The organism is Aeromonas sp. FDAARGOS 1403, assembly GCF_019047325.1.
GTDB lineage: Bacteria > Pseudomonadota > Gammaproteobacteria > Enterobacterales > Aeromonadaceae > Aeromonas > Aeromonas dhakensis.
Genome location: NZ_CP077249.1, coordinates 2,778,664 through 2,793,223, shown reverse-complemented (window position 1 = coordinate 2,793,223; position 14,560 = coordinate 2,778,664). Strand labels below are relative to the sequence as shown.

The window sequence follows — 14,560 nt, the reverse complement described above, 5'->3', positions numbered from 1 at the left end:
TCATTGCATTAAAACGCCGCCGGCCCCCGCCAGATGCAACAGCGCCGACCCTGGGGTCGGCGCTCGCTTGCGACTGTGGCGGGTTACTCCATCACCGCCATCTGCCAGGTCTTGAAACCGCCGGAAAGGTTTTTCACCTTGAAGCCGTGCTGGCTCAGCAGGCGACAGGCCACGTGGCCGCGCAAGCCCACCTGGCAGCTGATGAGCAGCTCTTTGTCCTTGGGCAGTTCATGAAGGCGACTGCGCAGCTCATCCAACGGAATGTGCATCGCCCCCGGAATGCGACCCAGCTTGTCGAGCTCGGGGCCATTGCGCACATCCAGCACCTGCTGATGGGGGTGACGGGCCTCTACCTCGGCTGCGTGGCAGAGCAGGGTATCCCCCTTCAAGTGGTTGCTGGCCACAAAGCCGGCCATGTTGATCACGTCCTTGGCCGAGCCGAAGGGCGGCGCGTAGGTGAGCTCCAGATCCTGCAGATCGAACACGGTGAGACCGGCGCGCTGAGCCACCGCCAGCACATCGATGCGCTTGTCGACCCCGTCCTTGCCGATGGCCTGGGCGCCATAAATCTTGCCATCGGGGGCAAACAGCAGCTTGAGGCTGACCGGGTGAGCGCCGGGGTAGTAACCGGCGTGGCTGCCCGGGTGGACATAGGCCTTCTCGAACGGCAACCCCAGCTGCAGCAGCCGCTTCTCGTTCAGCCCGGTGCTGGCCACCGCCAGATCGAACAGCTTGCAGATGGCGGTACCCTGAGTCTTCTTGTAGGTTTCGGCGCGGCCCAGCATGTTGTCGGCGGCGATACGCCCCTGCCGATTGGCAGGCCCCGCCAGCGGGATCAGCACAGACTCGCCGGTGACGAAGTCGGTCTCCTCCACCGCATCCCCCACCGCATAGATGAAGGGATCCGAGGTGCGCATGGCGGCATCCACCTTGATGCCGCCGCGGGGCCCCAGCTCCAGCCCCGCCTTGGCGGCGAGCAGGGTCTCGGGCTTGACGCCGATGGCCAGGATCAGCAAGCCGGTATCGAGCCGGGTGCCATCGCTCAGGGTCAGTCGCAGCCCGCCCCGTTGTTCAGTGGCCACGGCAGCAGTTTTTTCCGCCAGCACATCCAGACTCTCGATGGCGGAGAGGCCGGTGCGCAGGCGCAGGTCGATCCCCTCCTCCCGGATGCGGGCATGGAGCATGTTGGCCATCTCCTTATCCACCGGTGCCATCACCTGATCGGAGAGCTCCAGCAAAGTGACGTCCAGCTTGCGCTGGTGCAGCGCCTCCATCATCTCCAGTCCGATGAAACCGCCCCCCACCACGGTGACATGGTGCGGCTGATCGTGCGCCAGCGCTGCCAGAATGCGATCCATGTCAGGAATATTGCGCAGGGTGTGCACACCCGGGCTGTCGATGCCGGGGAAGGGAGGCCGGATGGGGGCCGCGCCCGGGCTCAGCAGCAGCACGTCGTAGGCTTCGCGCCGCTCTTCACCGGTCAGCAGGTTGCGCACCAGCAGGCTCTTGCCGGCCTTGTCTATCTCGATGACATCGTGAAAAACCCGCACATCCACGTTGAAGCGGCGCTTGAAGCTCTGGGGGGTCTGCAACAGCAGGGCATCCCGGTTGGGGATGTCACCCCCGATGTGATAAGGCAGCCCGCAGTTGGCGAAGCTGACGAACTCGCCCCGCTCGAACATCACAATTTCCGCCTCTTCGCTCAGACGGCGGGCTCTGGCAGCAGCAGACGCGCCCCCCGCTACCCCGCCTACAATCAGGATCCGTTTCATCAGCAAGACTCCAGTCAACGACAAATTGACATTAAATTAGTATTTTCTAATTTAGATTTCAATGAAATTTTGTTTGCACCGATTTTGCAGTATTCTTGCCACCCGACAGTCGTTCAACAGGATGTTATCAGTTCATGTCGTCAACCGCGCTCAGTCATCTCTCTTCTGCCAACCAGACACCGCTGTTCTTTCGTCTGGACGTGCGCAGCCAACGGCTGGTCGCGTTGACCGATGTGATGCAAACCCCACTCTACTGGCTCGATGAGCCCAGAGGCCCCTGGCCGGCCCAGTTGCCGGATGCGCTGCGCCTGCCTATCGAACAGGCCCTCAGCAACGGCCAAGGCGGCAAGCTGGTGCTGCGCTTTGCCGGCCAGCAGTGGCACATTGCCCTCTCCCACGAACAAGATGCCTTCTGGCTCATCTGCCTGCAGACCCTGCGCCAGGAGCCGGTGGCCGACCTGGCGCTGCAACTGCCGCGCCTGAGCCAGATGGCGAGCCAGCAGCAGTTTGCCGCCATGCTGGAGACCCTCAAGGAGAGCCTGGGGGCCGATCGCCTCATCCTCTGGCACTATCAGGCCAACGGCCCCCTCGGCAGCGAGCAGCTGACCCCGGTCTTTACCCTGGGGGCCGACGAGGTAGCAGCCATTCGCGGCGACAGTCGCTACATCCGCGCCCTGCGCACCCGCAAGTCCCTGAGCTTTTCGGAAGCCGCGCACCAGCCCATGCTGAGTCAGCACTACTATCTGGCCAATGCCGGTGTGAGCTCGCGTCTGGACGGTGCCTTGCTGGAGCAGGAAAAACTCATCGGCGTGCTGAGCCTCGAATACCTCAACGCCACCCCGCTGAGCGAAGAGATGCTGCAACTGGTGCGTCACAGCGCCCAGTTGCTCGGCCACTGGCAACCGGTGCAGGAGCCGGTCCAGCCCGCCGTGCTGACGCTGCCTGCCGAGCTCACCCTGCTGACCGGCATCGCTTACTGCCGCGCCCTGGTGAGCTGGGCCATGGGCATCAGCGGCGCGCGCATCGGCTGGATTGGCGAGTACCAGCCGCGCGGCCAGGATCTCTGGATGATCCCGCGCTGCGTGCTGGAGGGGGAGACCTTCTCGGTGCTCAAGCCTATCCAGATGGACCCGGGCCCCGGCCAGGAGCTGTTCCAGCACGGCCAGGCTGTCTATGTGGAAGACCTGCCCCTGCGCTATCCCCAGGCCAGCCAACTGCTGGCACTCAATGCCCCCGTCTATGTCGGCATTCCGCTGCACGGCTCGCAGGGCGCCCCCATCGGCCAGCTCACCCTGCTGCTCGATGCGCCACTGGCCGACCCCATGCCGCTGCTCGACGCTCTCAGCAGCCAGCACGAGCGGGCCGCCGTCGAGCTGCAACGATTGGCCGCCGACGATGCGCTGCGGCTGGCCGAGGTGGCCTTCAACACCCACGACGGTCTGCTGGTGATGGATCACAAGGGGATCATCCTCAAGGTCAACCGCTCCTTTGGCCGCATCACCGGCTTTGCCGACGATGAGATGATCGGCCAGCATATCGTCCGGCTCAGGCCCACCTACTATGGCGATCACCTGGCGCAGGACGTGCGCGAGGCGGTAGCGGCCCAGGAGTTCTGGATGGGCGAAGAGCGCTGCCTGCACAAGGATGGCCACCTCTTTCCGGTGCGGCTGATGGTGAGCGGGGTGCAGGATGAGCACGGCGAGATCAGCCACTATGTCTGCAGCTTCTACGACATCACCCAGGAAAAGGAGGCGGCGCGCCATATCGAGCAGCTCGCCTACTACGACGATCTGTGCGGCCTCTACAACCGCCGCAGCCTCAACGACATCATGCAGCGCACTCTGCAGGAGGCCAGCGGCCAGTGGGGCGCCCTGCTGCTGGTGGATCTGGACAACTTCAAGTCGATCAACGACTCCCTCGGCCATGCCTGCGGCGATCTGCTGCTGCAGGCGGTGGTGGAGCGCCTCAAGACCCTGCCCCAGGACAACCTGGTGCTGGCCCGCATCTCGGGGGACGAGTTCGCCCTGCTGTTCAGCGCCCTGGGCCAGGGTTATGTCACCGCCAAGATCCTGGCAGAACACTTCGCCCGCGAGCTGATGGGGCTGTTTCGCATCCCGTTCGACATCGAGGATCACAAGCTGCACTGCAGCGCCTCGGTGGGGATCAGCCTCTTCTCCAGCGAGGACAAGGATCACCTGGTGCTGATGCAGCAGGCCGACACCGCCACCCACATGGCCAAGCGATCCGGCCAGGGCAACTATGTGTTCTTCAGCGAGGCCATGGCTGAGAAGGAGAAGAACAAGCTGGCGCTCAACAACCAGCTGCGCGACGCCCTGCGCCACCACGAGCTGCAACTGCACTACCAACCGCAATACCGGGTCGACAACGGTGCGCTCTCCGGCATCGAGGCGCTGCTGCGCTGGCAGCGCAGCGACGGTAGCATGGTGCCGCCGGCAGAGTTCATCCCCATCGCCGAGGAGACCAGCCTCATCCAGGACATCGGCTACTGGGTGATGAAGACCGCCTGCGCCCAGTACAGCTTCTGGCTCAACCGCGGGCTGGCCATTCCCCATCTGTCGGTCAACGTCAGCGCCCGCCAGTTCCACACCGCAGGCTTTGTGCAGCAGGTGGAATACATATTGCGCGATACCGGGGTGCCCCCCTCCCGCCTGCTGCTGGAGGTGACAGAATCCGTGGTGCTGGAGAACCGGCTGGAGAGCATCGCCAGGATGCGCCAGCTCAAGGAGCTCGGCATCCTGCTCTCCATCGATGATTTCGGCACCGGCTACTCGTCGCTCGCCTATCTGCGCGATCTGCCGGCGGACGAGGTGAAGCTCGACAGAAGCTTCATCCAGACCCTGGTGCACAGCGAACAGGACAAGGCCATCGTCAAGGCGATCCTGGAACTGGCCAAGGTTTTTCGTTTTACCGTCACCGCCGAAGGGGTGGAGGACGAAGAGCAGCTCGCCATCCTCAAAGCCCTAGGCTGCCAGCATTATCAAGGCTTCCTGACCAGCAGGCCGCTCACCGCCAAAGCCCTCGAGAGCCTGCTGGGTGCCCCGGTGGCGGGCTAAACATGTAGGATTTATAGGGCTTTATGTAATAAAATAACGGCCTGCTCGAATCATTGGAGTCGTCTATGTCTGTCATTAATCGGATCCCTGCTGTCGAAGTCAGCGGCACCGCCGCTGAAACCAGTGTGACCACCGATACATCCGGGGTCATTGGCCGGATCCATTCCGTTGAAACCTGCGGCACCGTCGATGGCCCCGGAATACGCTTCATCGTGTTCATGCAGGGTTGCCTGATGCGCTGCAAGTACTGCCACAACCGCGACACCTGGGATACCCAGGGCGGCCGCGAGGTGACAGTGCCGGAGTTGATGAGCGACATCACCAGCTATCGCCACTTCATGAATGCCTCAGGTGGCGGCGTCACCGCCTCCGGTGGCGAAGCCATGCTGCAGCAAAATTTCATCGCCGAACTGTTCGCCGCCTGCAAGGAGAAGGGCATCCACACCTGCCTCGATACCAACGGCTTCGTGCGCCACTACGACGAACAGCTCGACAAGGTGCTCGACAATACCGATCTGGTGCTGCTCGACATCAAGCAGATCAACGACGACAAGCACATTCCGCTGACCCACGTCAGCAACAAGTACACCCTGGAGTTTGCCCGCTACCTGGCCGCCAAGGGCAAGACCATGTGGATCCGCTACGTGGTGGTACCGACCTGGTCGGACGATGACGAGAGCGCCGAAGGGCTCGGCCAGTTCATCGCCGAGTTGGGAGAGTGCGTCGAGAAGGTGGAACTGCTGCCCTACCACGAGCTCGGCAAGCACAAGTGGGACGTACTGGGCGACACCTATGATCTCACCGGGATCAAGCCCCCCAGCAAGGAGACCATGGACCGCGTCCAGGGCATCCTCGCCAAGTACCACAACAACGTCAAATACTGATAGCTCAGGGGCTGGCCGGGAAAACGCCAGCCCCTTTCACATCGGGCCTCGCCCACCTGCATGCCGTCACCGGACAAGGATCTGCCATGAGTGAAGGACAAGCCGCCGCCCTGCTGCTCTGGGTACTGCTGCTCACATTCAGCCTGCGTGGCACCTTGCTGCGCACCCTCCACGACAATCCGCTCTACCAGCACCTCTGCCTTGGCGGCGCCATCGTGCTGGTGCCGCTCTGGACCCTGCGGGCCGGCCTGCACGAAGGACTGGAGGTGCACTTTCTCGGCCTCACCAGCCTGACCCTGCTGCTGGGCTGGCGCCTCGCCCTGCTCGCCCCCTGCCTCACCCTGCTGGTCCTCTCTTACTTCGGGGTCATCCCCCTGGCCGACATCGGCTGGCAGGCCCTCATCGGCGTGGCCCTGCCGGTCGCCACCACCTGGCTGCTGTTTCTGGCCAGCTGGGCCTGGCTGCCGCGCCACCTGTTCGTCTATCTGTTCGTGGTGGCCTTTCTTGGCGGCGCCCTTTCCATCTCGGTCAAGGTGGTGGCCAGCGCCCTGCTGATGGGCCTTAGCGACACCTACCCCTGGTACACCATCAGCGCCGACTACCTCTCCATCTGGCCACTGCTGCTCTTCCCCGAAGCCCTGCTCAACGGCATGACCATGACCCTGCTCACCATCTACCGCCCCCACTGGGTCAACACCTTCTTCGATCGGGAATACCTGGGCCGCTGATCCCGACGCAGGGCTTGATTATCACCCGCCAAACAAAAGCCCCTGTTCCAGGGGCTTTTGTTTGTGAAAGGCAAGCGAGGTTAGAAGCGATATTCAATGTGGATGGAGTGACTATCCAGACCCGGGTTCTGTTCATACATGTTGGCATTGGACATGTGCTCATATTGATAGCCAATCAGCCAGTTCGGCGTCAGCGCATAGCCAAGACCAATACCGCTTGAAAACTGAAATGGCCCGCCATAGTCCTTGAAACCATTGCCGCGGTGGCCAAACTCATGCTCCGCCAGCCAGAGCACTTCAACCGGGATCCAGACTACCCAGTTACCCCACAGGCACTCAGCCCTGGCTCCGGTTCCTAGTCTGGCAGTGCTGTCATCTCCGACCTTCAACATGCCGCCCCGGGCACCCAAACCCAGCTGACAGCCTGAGTCACCCCAACGCCAAAACATGTGGTGGTATTTCACATCGACACTATAGATATCGAGCTTTTCGTCTTCGGCTGGTTTGCCAAGCTGCAGTGCCATTATGTCATCCTCGGCGAAGACTCCCGTACTGACAGCCATGGTCGCCAGCAATCCTGAAAGCAAGATCGAATTAGCGTTCATCATCTCCTCCACCATCCCTGTTGTTTGCGCCGCCACGTCCAAGTGCAAGCGAGTACATAACAGACATAGTCAGTCAAAAGGAGGTTTGTCAATTGAGTATTAACAACTAAAAAAATCAACATTTCATGTCAAATAGTCTACCAACTCAAGAGAAAGGCTGATTTTGTCAGAACAAATGGAAATATTCGGTCATTATTTGAACAATTAAATAGTGTCGCGCGAAAATGTCTAAACACACGTAAAAGCAAGAAATACAGATCACAAAAATAGAATTTTATTGAGGAAGGGGGATGTATGAGAAAAGTCTTAATTAATCATTTTTTCGCCATCAATACTCACCATGTTCGTGTCAATTACCATTAAGTTTCAAAAAAAACACATATACAACAATTAGTTATATTATTTGGTCGCGTTTACGAACAATTGATAATGCGTGTTGACTCAATTGCAGCTGGTAGGTAGTATGCAGCGCAAATAAAATTAAGCATGACGCGCGTCACAGAACGACGTCATATGCACGGGTTGATTACTTGCTTTGCAAGTCCACTTATGTTTGTTGCCATCAACAAGCTACGCCTCGCTATCACCCCCATTTTATTTTTATTCAACACAATCTGCTCTTTACGCCGGGAATATGTCATTGCCGTGCGGTAGCTATACCCTAAGCAAACCAACACAGAAACAAACAATTAACATTGCAATAACGCAATATAGTTGCCCAGCATTGCGCAATGAATTATTCGCTTTCAAGACATTGCTGCTTTGCCAAACCTTTATGCTAGAGTCGCCCCTCTTGATTTTCATACGCTGATGAAAGATTAAAAATTGAACACCCCCATTTTATCAACTCATCGCCGAACCTCGCTGGCCGTGCTGAAGGATGTCACCTTCGGCCTGCTGATGCGTGAACTGAAGACCCGTTTCGGCAGTTACCGGATGGGCTACGCCTGGGCCGTGCTCGATCCTCTAATTGCGATTGCCTTGTTTTGTTTCATCTTTGGTATGCGCCAGCGCACCGGTTTCGGCGGGGTGGAAGCACCGGTCTTTATCGCCGCCGGTTACCTGCCCTTTATGATGTTTCAAAACGTGGTCAGCCAGTTGCAATCCGCAGTCAGTGCCAACAAGGGGCTGTTCTGCTATCGGCAGGTAACACCCTTCGCCACCCTGTTTTCCCGCTTTGTACTGGAAACCCTGATCGGCGTGCTGGTAGCCTTTGTGCTTATTTTGGGACTTATCTGGTTTGGCTTTGATGCCATGCCTGCCGACCCGCTGGCGGTGCTGACCGGCTATGGTCTGCTGATGATCTTCTCGTTTGCATTGGGCACCCTGTTTTGTATTGCGGCATCTCTTTCCGAAGAAGCCAAAAAACTGCTTCCCATTCTGATGCGCCCCATGATGTTTATCTCCGCCGTTTTCTTTCCACTGGCGGCGGTGCCACAGAGTTATCAGCATCTGCTGTTGTGGAATCCCGTTGTGCATGCCCTTGAGCTTATCCGCTCCGGCTGGATCGCCGGTTACCAGACCCAAGGTGGAAACTGGTCTTATCTGGCTGGCATTACCCTGATATTGCTCACGTTTGCCATGAGTGCCTATCGCCTCAGCCATCGCCGTCTAATTGCAAGCTAACCCTATGATCACGCTGGATAACGTCACAAAATATTACCCGACCAAATTTGGTCGCCATTACGTGCTAAAAGATGTCAGTTACACCCTGCCAGGGGATCGCAATATCGGCATTCTCGGTGCCAATGGCGCGGGCAAGTCGACGCTGTTGCGGTTGCTCGGGGGGATGGATATGCCGAGCAAGGGCAAGGTGACGCGCCATAGCCGGGTTTCCTGGCCGCTGGCCCTGAGCGGCGGCTTTCAGGGCAGCATGACGGGGCGCGAAAATACCCGCTTCGTCTGCCGGATCCACGGCGTGCACGACACGGCAGCCGTGGAAGAGTGGGTCAAAGAGTTCTCGGAAATCGGCCAGCATTTTGAACTGCCCATCAAGGGCTACTCCAGCGGTATGAAGTCCAAGTTCTCCTTCGCGGTGAGCATGGCCTTTGATTTCGATATCTACCTCACCGACGAGATCACCTCGGTGGGGGATGCCAGATTTAGACAAAAGTGCATCGACGTCTTTACCCAGAAGCGGCAGACCGCCAGCCTGATCATGGTCTCGCACGATATGAACACCCTGCGCCAGCAGTGCGATATGGGTATCGTGCTGCAAAACGGGCAGTTGACCCTGCACGATGACATCGAGGATGCCATCGCCGTCTACCAAAAACTCTGATTCTTCTTATTAAGCATTTCCACGGACATCTATGACCAAAGCCAATCTGACCGCCCTGCTTGAGCGCAAGCTTCGCAAATTCAAGCGGGATCCCAAGCTGTTTCTGATCGACTCCAAGGGCTACAAGGTGGCTCGCCACTCCTGGAAAAAGACGATCAAACTGGGCAGCTTTCTTTGGGTTGTCGCCTGTTTCAGCCTGGCCGCGCTCTACTACGGCACCATTGCCAGCGATCGTTATGTCAGTCAGGCCAGTCTTATCATCAAGCAGGCGGATCAGCTCAAGATGATGCCGGATGCCCTCTCCATGCTGGGGCTGGGTGGCAGCAATCATCAGGATGTGCTGGTGATCCAGGATTACCTCAAATCCTGGGACATGCTCGAAACGTTGGACAAACAACTGCAGCTGAAAAAGCACTACGAGAGCGACAGTGCTGACCTCTTCTCCCGCTTGCCGGCAGACGCCAGTCGCGAAGAGTTTCTGGCCTTTTATCGGGACCACCTGACCGTCAGCCTGGATGAACTTTCCGGGGTGTTGACCGTCAGTTTGCAAGCCTTTGAGCCCGAGTATGCCAAACAGGTGGTCGCGCTGATGCTCAAGGAGAGCGAAGGATTCATCAACCGGCTGAGCCGTCAGGTCGCCGTCGAACAGCTCAAGTTTGTCGAGTCCCAGGTGGCTCGCTCTCATGAACGGCTGTTGAGTGAGCGGGAAAAGATGCTCGCCTTCCAGAACCAGCACCAGCTGATCAGCCCCGAGGCGACCAGTACCGCCATGATGGGCGTGGTGTCTGAACTGGAAGCGGAGCTGGTACGCCAGGACGCCGAGCTCAAGCGCCTGCAAATCTACATGAACCCCAATGCCCCGGATGTGGTAGCGGTAAAAGACAGGGTCGATGCCCTCACCCGCCAGCTGGCACAAGAGAAACAGCGGCTGACCGGCAGCGAGAAACAGGCCCTCAACGAGGTCAATGCCGACTATCAGGCGGTTCAGGTACAAACCCAGCTGGCCGCCGATGTCTACAAGACAGGTCTGGTCAGCATGGAGCAGGCCCGCGTCGAAGCCTATCGCAAACTCAAGCATCTGCTGGTGGTCAGCCAACCCAGCTTGGCCGAACAGGCTGAATATCCCCGCCGTCTCTACAACCTGGCAACCATCGGCGTGCTGCTTTGTCTTTTCTACGGTCTGGTCGTAATGGGTCTGGCGACCCTGCGTGAACACCAGGACTGATCAGGAGTGATTTTTTGAAGATGTTATCCCATTTGAACCTGAAACCCAGCCTGCTGGCGCTGGGCCTGGGCATGCTGTTGCAGCCCGCGTTGGCTCTCGAGATCTCGCAAGAAGCGGCCCCGGTGCGCAAAGTCATTACCGACACCCAGACCCAGGATCCTGTCTTTGGCAACTGGCTGTTTCGCGGCGAGTTCGCCCGCGAATCCTTCAACGGCTTCAACCCGGATTATCGCATCGCCATTGGCGATCGCCTGCAGGTACAACTCTGGGGCGGTGTCGAATTTGATCAGCCGCTGACGGTCGATCATCAGGGCAATATTTTCCTGCCCAAGGTAGGCCCCATCAAAGTAGCCGGAGTGCGCAACGAACAGCTCAACGACACTCTGCTCGGCGCCATCACCACCGTTTACCAGAAAAACGTCAGCGTGTATGCGACCCTGGATGTCAGCCAACCGGTCAAGATCTTCGTCACCGGCTTTGTCAAACAGCCGGGTCTGTTTGCCGGTCAATCTGGGGATTCCATCCTCTATTTTCTCGACAAGGCGGGTGGCATCTCCCCCGAGCGTGGCAGCTATCTAGATGTCGCCCTCAAGCGCAATGGCCAGACCCTGCGTCACTACAACCTCTATCAGTTCCTGGTCAATGGCACCCTGCTACCGACCCAGCTGCGCGATGGTGACATCATAGTGGTGGCGCCGCTGCGCTATCAGACCACGGTCAGAGGCAAGGTGGCCAACGCCAACAAGTTCGAACTGAGCAAGCCCCATGTCACCCTGGCCGAGCTGATGCAGATGGCCAGACCTGACCCCGATGCCACCCATATCCGGGTGAGCCGCAATCAGGGGGAAGATATCCGCATGGACTACTACCCCATCAATGATCAGCAACTGAACAGCAAGATGGTCAGCTCAGGCGACACGGTGGAAGTGATCGCCGACAAGCGCTATGCCTCCATCGCGGTACGGGTGGAAGGGGAGCACGACAGTGCCCAGGAGTATGTGCTCAAGTACGGCGCACGCCTTGGCGATATCCTCAACGGGCTGAAACTGACCCAGGATGCGGATCTCAGTGCCATCCAGCTCTATCGGGAATCGGTCAAGGTACGCCAAAAAGAGATGCTGCAATCCTCGCTCAAGGCGCTGGAAGCGAGCATCCTGACCGCTCGTTCATCCTCAGAGGGTGAGGCCAAGCTGCGCAACAGCGAAGCCCAGCTTCTGATGCAATGGGTAGAACGTGCCAAGGATATCCAGCCCAACGGCCAGGTGGTACTGGCCAACGGTACCAATATGGAAGAGGTGCGGCTCGAACCGGGGGATGTGATCCGGATCCCGCGTCAGACCAATCTCATCATGGTGCATGGGGACGTGATGTTCCCGAACGCCATCCTGATGGACAGCAAGCGGACCGTGGCCGACTACATCAATCTGGCCGGCGGCTTTACCCAGAAAGCGAGCAACTCACGCATCTTGCTGCTGCATCGTGATGGCACCTTCAGCCAGATCGAGAAGGGTGATCTCGACAATAAAGAGATTGCCATCAAACCGGGCGACGAAATATTCGTACTGCCGCAGGTTGATACCAAGTCACTGCAGATCACCAAGGATCTCACCGAAGTGCTTTATCAGATCGCCATTTCTGCCAGAGCGCTGGTGCTCCTTTAATAAATGAATGGAGTGGCCTTGCTGGCCACTCCATTTAAATTGTGAGTCAATTCGTTTGAATAATAATAAAAAGCCACGCATCGCATTGGTGGCGGATCAGTTCACCACATTCAGCTTGTCACCTGACGCAGACCTTGTGCAAATCACCCCAATAGATTGGCGCTGGAAACTCAGATTATTCAAACCTGACTTTCTGTTCGTTGAATCAACCTGGCGTGGTTATAAAAACAGTTGGCAAGGAAAAATTGCCAGTTATGCCCACAGTTCGCCAAATAAACCCGAGCTCAGCAAGCTGCTGGACTTTTGCCGCAAACAGAAGATAACCACCATCTTCTGGAACAAGGAAGACCCGTTTCATTTCGAACGTTTTGCCGATGCCGCCGCACTGTTCGACGTCGTCTATACCACCGACATAGGCTCAGTGGAGAGATATCGGGCCCTGCCCCATCAGGCTTTCCAACATGTGGGGGTCTTGATGTTTGCGGCCCAGCCACGCTGGTACCTGCCTGCCGAGCCAGGCGAACGCGGGCCTGGCATCGCCTTTCTGGGGGGCTACTATGGCAACGAGCTGGCTGAGCGGAGCCGGACCCAGGAGGATGTGCTCTATGCCCTGCGAGATCGGGGTCTGATCATCTTTGACCGCTTCTGGCAACACAACAGTGGCTGCAGTTATCCAGAAAAATTGCTGCCATATTGCAAACCGGCCATCTCGCCGGCGCTGGTTGCCAAGGCATATCGGCAATATCAGCTTTATCTCAATTTCAATACCATCAGTCAATCGACCACCATGCTTTCTAGACGGGTATTTGAGCTGGCCGCCGCCGGCTGCCCCATTATCAGTACTCCCTCGCTAGCCATGGCGAATTTTTTTGGTGAAAGCGTTATTTCCGTGTCAAGTGGCACGGAGGCAAGAGAATGGTGTGTGCAATTACAAAAAGATGCTCAACAAAGAAGCGCATTGGGCGAGCAAGCCAAGGAAATAGTGCTTGCCCAGCACACCTGGCAACACCGGCTGGATCAGCTCAACCGCGAGCTCAGCCTTTATTAAGTTCAGGAAAACTAAAATCAATTAACTCACACGGGAGTGAATAATATGCCGATGAAAGCGCAGCGGGTATTGATCGTATTTGGCACCAGGCCGGAAGCGATCAAGATGGCGCCTATCGTCAAGGCCTTTCAGGCCAACCGCCAGGTCGACGTCAGGGTTTGCGTCACCGGGCAACACAGGGAGATGCTGGATCAGGTACTAAACCTGTTCGAGATCACCCCGGAATACGATCTCAACATCATGAAGCCGGGTCAGGATCTGACCGATGTGACCACTGCCATCTTGCAGGGGCTCAAACCCGTATTTGCCGAGTTCAAGCCGGATCGCATTCTGGTGCACGGCGACACGGCCACCTCGTTCGCGGCCACGCTGGCTGCCTATTATCACCGTATCGCGGTGGGTCATGTGGAAGCGGGTCTGCGCACCGGCAACATCTACTCCCCCTGGCCGGAAGAGGGCATGCGTCGTTTGACCGGCGGCATCGCCGATCAACACTACACCCCGACAATCAGCTCGCTGAAAAACCTCATCATGGAGAACATCGCTCCCGAGACCATCTTCGTCACCGGCAACTCGGTGATCGATGCCCTGATTGAGGTTTCTCAGCGCATTGATAAAAACCTGGGCATGAAGGCTGAGCTGGCTGCTCGCTTCCCCTTCCTGGACAAGAGCAAGAAGCTGATCCTGGTCACCGGCCATCGCCGCGAGAACCATGGCGATGGCTTTGAGCGCATCTGCAAGGCCCTCGCCGTACTGGCCAAGCGGGACGATGTGCAAATCGTCTATCCCGTGCATCTCAACCCCAATGTACAAGAGCCGGTCAACCGCAACCTTAAAGGGCTCGATAACGTGCATTTGATCGAGCCGCAGGACTACCTGCCGTTCGTCTACTTGATGAAGCAGAGCTACCTGATCCTGACCGACTCGGGCGGTATTCAGGAAGAGGCGCCAACCCTGGGCAAGCCGGTACTGTGCATGCGCGATACCACAGAGCGCCCGGCCGCCGTCAAGGCGGGCACGGTGCGTCTGGTGGGTACCTGTGATGAAACTATCGTCGCGGAAACGGTTCGTCTGCTGGATGACGAGCTGGCCTATCAGGTGATGAGCCATGCCAACAACCCCTACGGGGATGGCAGAACCAGCCAGCGTATCGTCGAAGCGGTGATCGGCCTGAGCGGCGCCCTGGGTCAACAGATCGACAGCAGCCTGCAGGTTGCCTGATCTACAGATTACATACCTGTCCTTGGGGGCTTCCTGCCCCCTGTTTTACTATCGAGAGCAC

11 protein-coding genes are annotated in these 14,560 nt (G+C 58.1%); 9 read left to right on the top strand and 2 right to left on the bottom strand.

Annotation, left to right across the window (positions count from 1 at the left end; all coding sequences use genetic code 11):
- Positions 1-83: 83 nt before the first annotated feature.
- Positions 84-1,772: an FAD-dependent oxidoreductase gene (locus I6L33_RS13235; RefSeq protein ID WP_216972677.1), complete on the bottom strand. Its 1,689-nt coding sequence runs from the start codon at positions 1,770-1,772 to the stop codon at positions 84-86.
- 134 nt (positions 1,773-1,906) lie between these two features.
- On the opposite strand from I6L33_RS13235, the gene I6L33_RS13230 reads away from it, so the two are divergent.
- The 3 genes from I6L33_RS13230 (at position 1,907) to I6L33_RS13220 (ending at position 6,458) form a co-directional block, all read left to right on the top strand.
- Positions 1,907-4,846 (top strand): EAL domain-containing protein, encoded by a 2,940-nt coding sequence (locus tag I6L33_RS13230; RefSeq protein ID WP_216972676.1) that lies wholly within the window; start codon positions 1,907-1,909, stop codon positions 4,844-4,846.
- A 65-nt stretch (positions 4,847-4,911) separates the two neighbouring features.
- Positions 4,912-5,730, top strand: coding sequence for a pyruvate formate lyase 1-activating protein (gene pflA / locus I6L33_RS13225; protein ID WP_017765948.1), 819 nt, complete (start codon positions 4,912-4,914; stop codon positions 5,728-5,730).
- Between the two features lie 86 nt (positions 5,731-5,816).
- Entirely contained in the window at positions 5,817-6,458 is a 642-nt protein-coding gene (locus I6L33_RS13220) for an energy-coupling factor ABC transporter permease (RefSeq protein ID WP_216972675.1), read from the top strand.
- A gap of 80 nt (positions 6,459-6,538) precedes the next feature.
- Here the strand turns inward: I6L33_RS13220 and I6L33_RS13215 are convergent, their stop codons facing one another.
- A complete protein-coding gene (locus tag I6L33_RS13215; RefSeq protein ID WP_026459095.1) occupies positions 6,539-7,063 on the bottom strand; it encodes an acyloxyacyl hydrolase in 525 nt (174 codons plus the stop codon).
- 825 nt (positions 7,064-7,888) lie between these two features.
- Between I6L33_RS13215 and I6L33_RS13210 the strand changes: the two genes are divergently transcribed.
- The 6 genes from I6L33_RS13210 to wecB are packed head-to-tail and all read left to right on the top strand — an operon-like array spanning position 7,889 to position 14,499.
- Positions 7,889-8,689, top strand: coding sequence for an ABC transporter permease (locus I6L33_RS13210; RefSeq protein WP_010634345.1), 801 nt, complete (start codon positions 7,889-7,891; stop codon positions 8,687-8,689).
- Between the two features lie 4 nt (positions 8,690-8,693).
- Positions 8,694-9,344: an ABC transporter ATP-binding protein gene (locus tag I6L33_RS13205; RefSeq protein WP_017765952.1), complete on the top strand. Its 651-nt coding sequence runs from the start codon at positions 8,694-8,696 to the stop codon at positions 9,342-9,344.
- A 31-nt stretch (positions 9,345-9,375) separates the two neighbouring features.
- Positions 9,376-10,569: a sugar transporter gene (locus I6L33_RS13200; RefSeq protein ID WP_216972674.1), complete on the top strand. Its 1,194-nt coding sequence runs from the start codon at positions 9,376-9,378 to the stop codon at positions 10,567-10,569.
- A gap of 32 nt (positions 10,570-10,601) precedes the next feature.
- On the top strand, positions 10,602-12,230 hold the full coding sequence (locus I6L33_RS13195; RefSeq protein ID WP_042008107.1) for a polysaccharide biosynthesis/export family protein: 1,629 nt from the start codon (positions 10,602-10,604) through the stop codon (positions 12,228-12,230).
- 55 nt (positions 12,231-12,285) lie between these two features.
- Entirely contained in the window at positions 12,286-13,278 is a 993-nt protein-coding gene (locus I6L33_RS13190) for a glycosyltransferase (RefSeq protein ID WP_254204931.1), read from the top strand.
- A 45-nt stretch (positions 13,279-13,323) separates the two neighbouring features.
- Positions 13,324-14,499, top strand: a complete 1,176-nt coding sequence (gene wecB, locus I6L33_RS13185; protein WP_216972673.1) for a non-hydrolyzing UDP-N-acetylglucosamine 2-epimerase — start codon at positions 13,324-13,326, stop codon at positions 14,497-14,499.
- Positions 14,500-14,560 lie beyond the last annotated feature (61 nt).

Coding starts and splice junctions, on each gene's coding strand:
- I6L33_RS13230 (WP_216972676.1), top strand. CDS start 1,907: ATGTCGTCAACCGCGCTCAGTCATCTCTCTTCTGCCAACCAGACACCG.
- I6L33_RS13235 (WP_216972677.1), bottom strand. CDS start 1,772: ATGAAACGGATCCTGATTGTAGGCGGGGTAGCGGGGGGCGCGTCTGCT.
- I6L33_RS13220 (WP_216972675.1), top strand. CDS start 5,817: ATGAGTGAAGGACAAGCCGCCGCCCTGCTGCTCTGGGTACTGCTGCTC.
- I6L33_RS13205 (WP_017765952.1), top strand. CDS start 8,694: ATGATCACGCTGGATAACGTCACAAAATATTACCCGACCAAATTTGGT.
- pflA (WP_017765948.1), top strand. CDS start 4,912: ATGTCTGTCATTAATCGGATCCCTGCTGTCGAAGTCAGCGGCACCGCC.
- I6L33_RS13215 (WP_026459095.1), bottom strand. CDS start 7,063: ATGAACGCTAATTCGATCTTGCTTTCAGGATTGCTGGCGACCATGGCT.
- wecB (WP_216972673.1), top strand. CDS start 13,324: ATGCCGATGAAAGCGCAGCGGGTATTGATCGTATTTGGCACCAGGCCG.
- I6L33_RS13200 (WP_216972674.1), top strand. CDS start 9,376: ATGACCAAAGCCAATCTGACCGCCCTGCTTGAGCGCAAGCTTCGCAAA.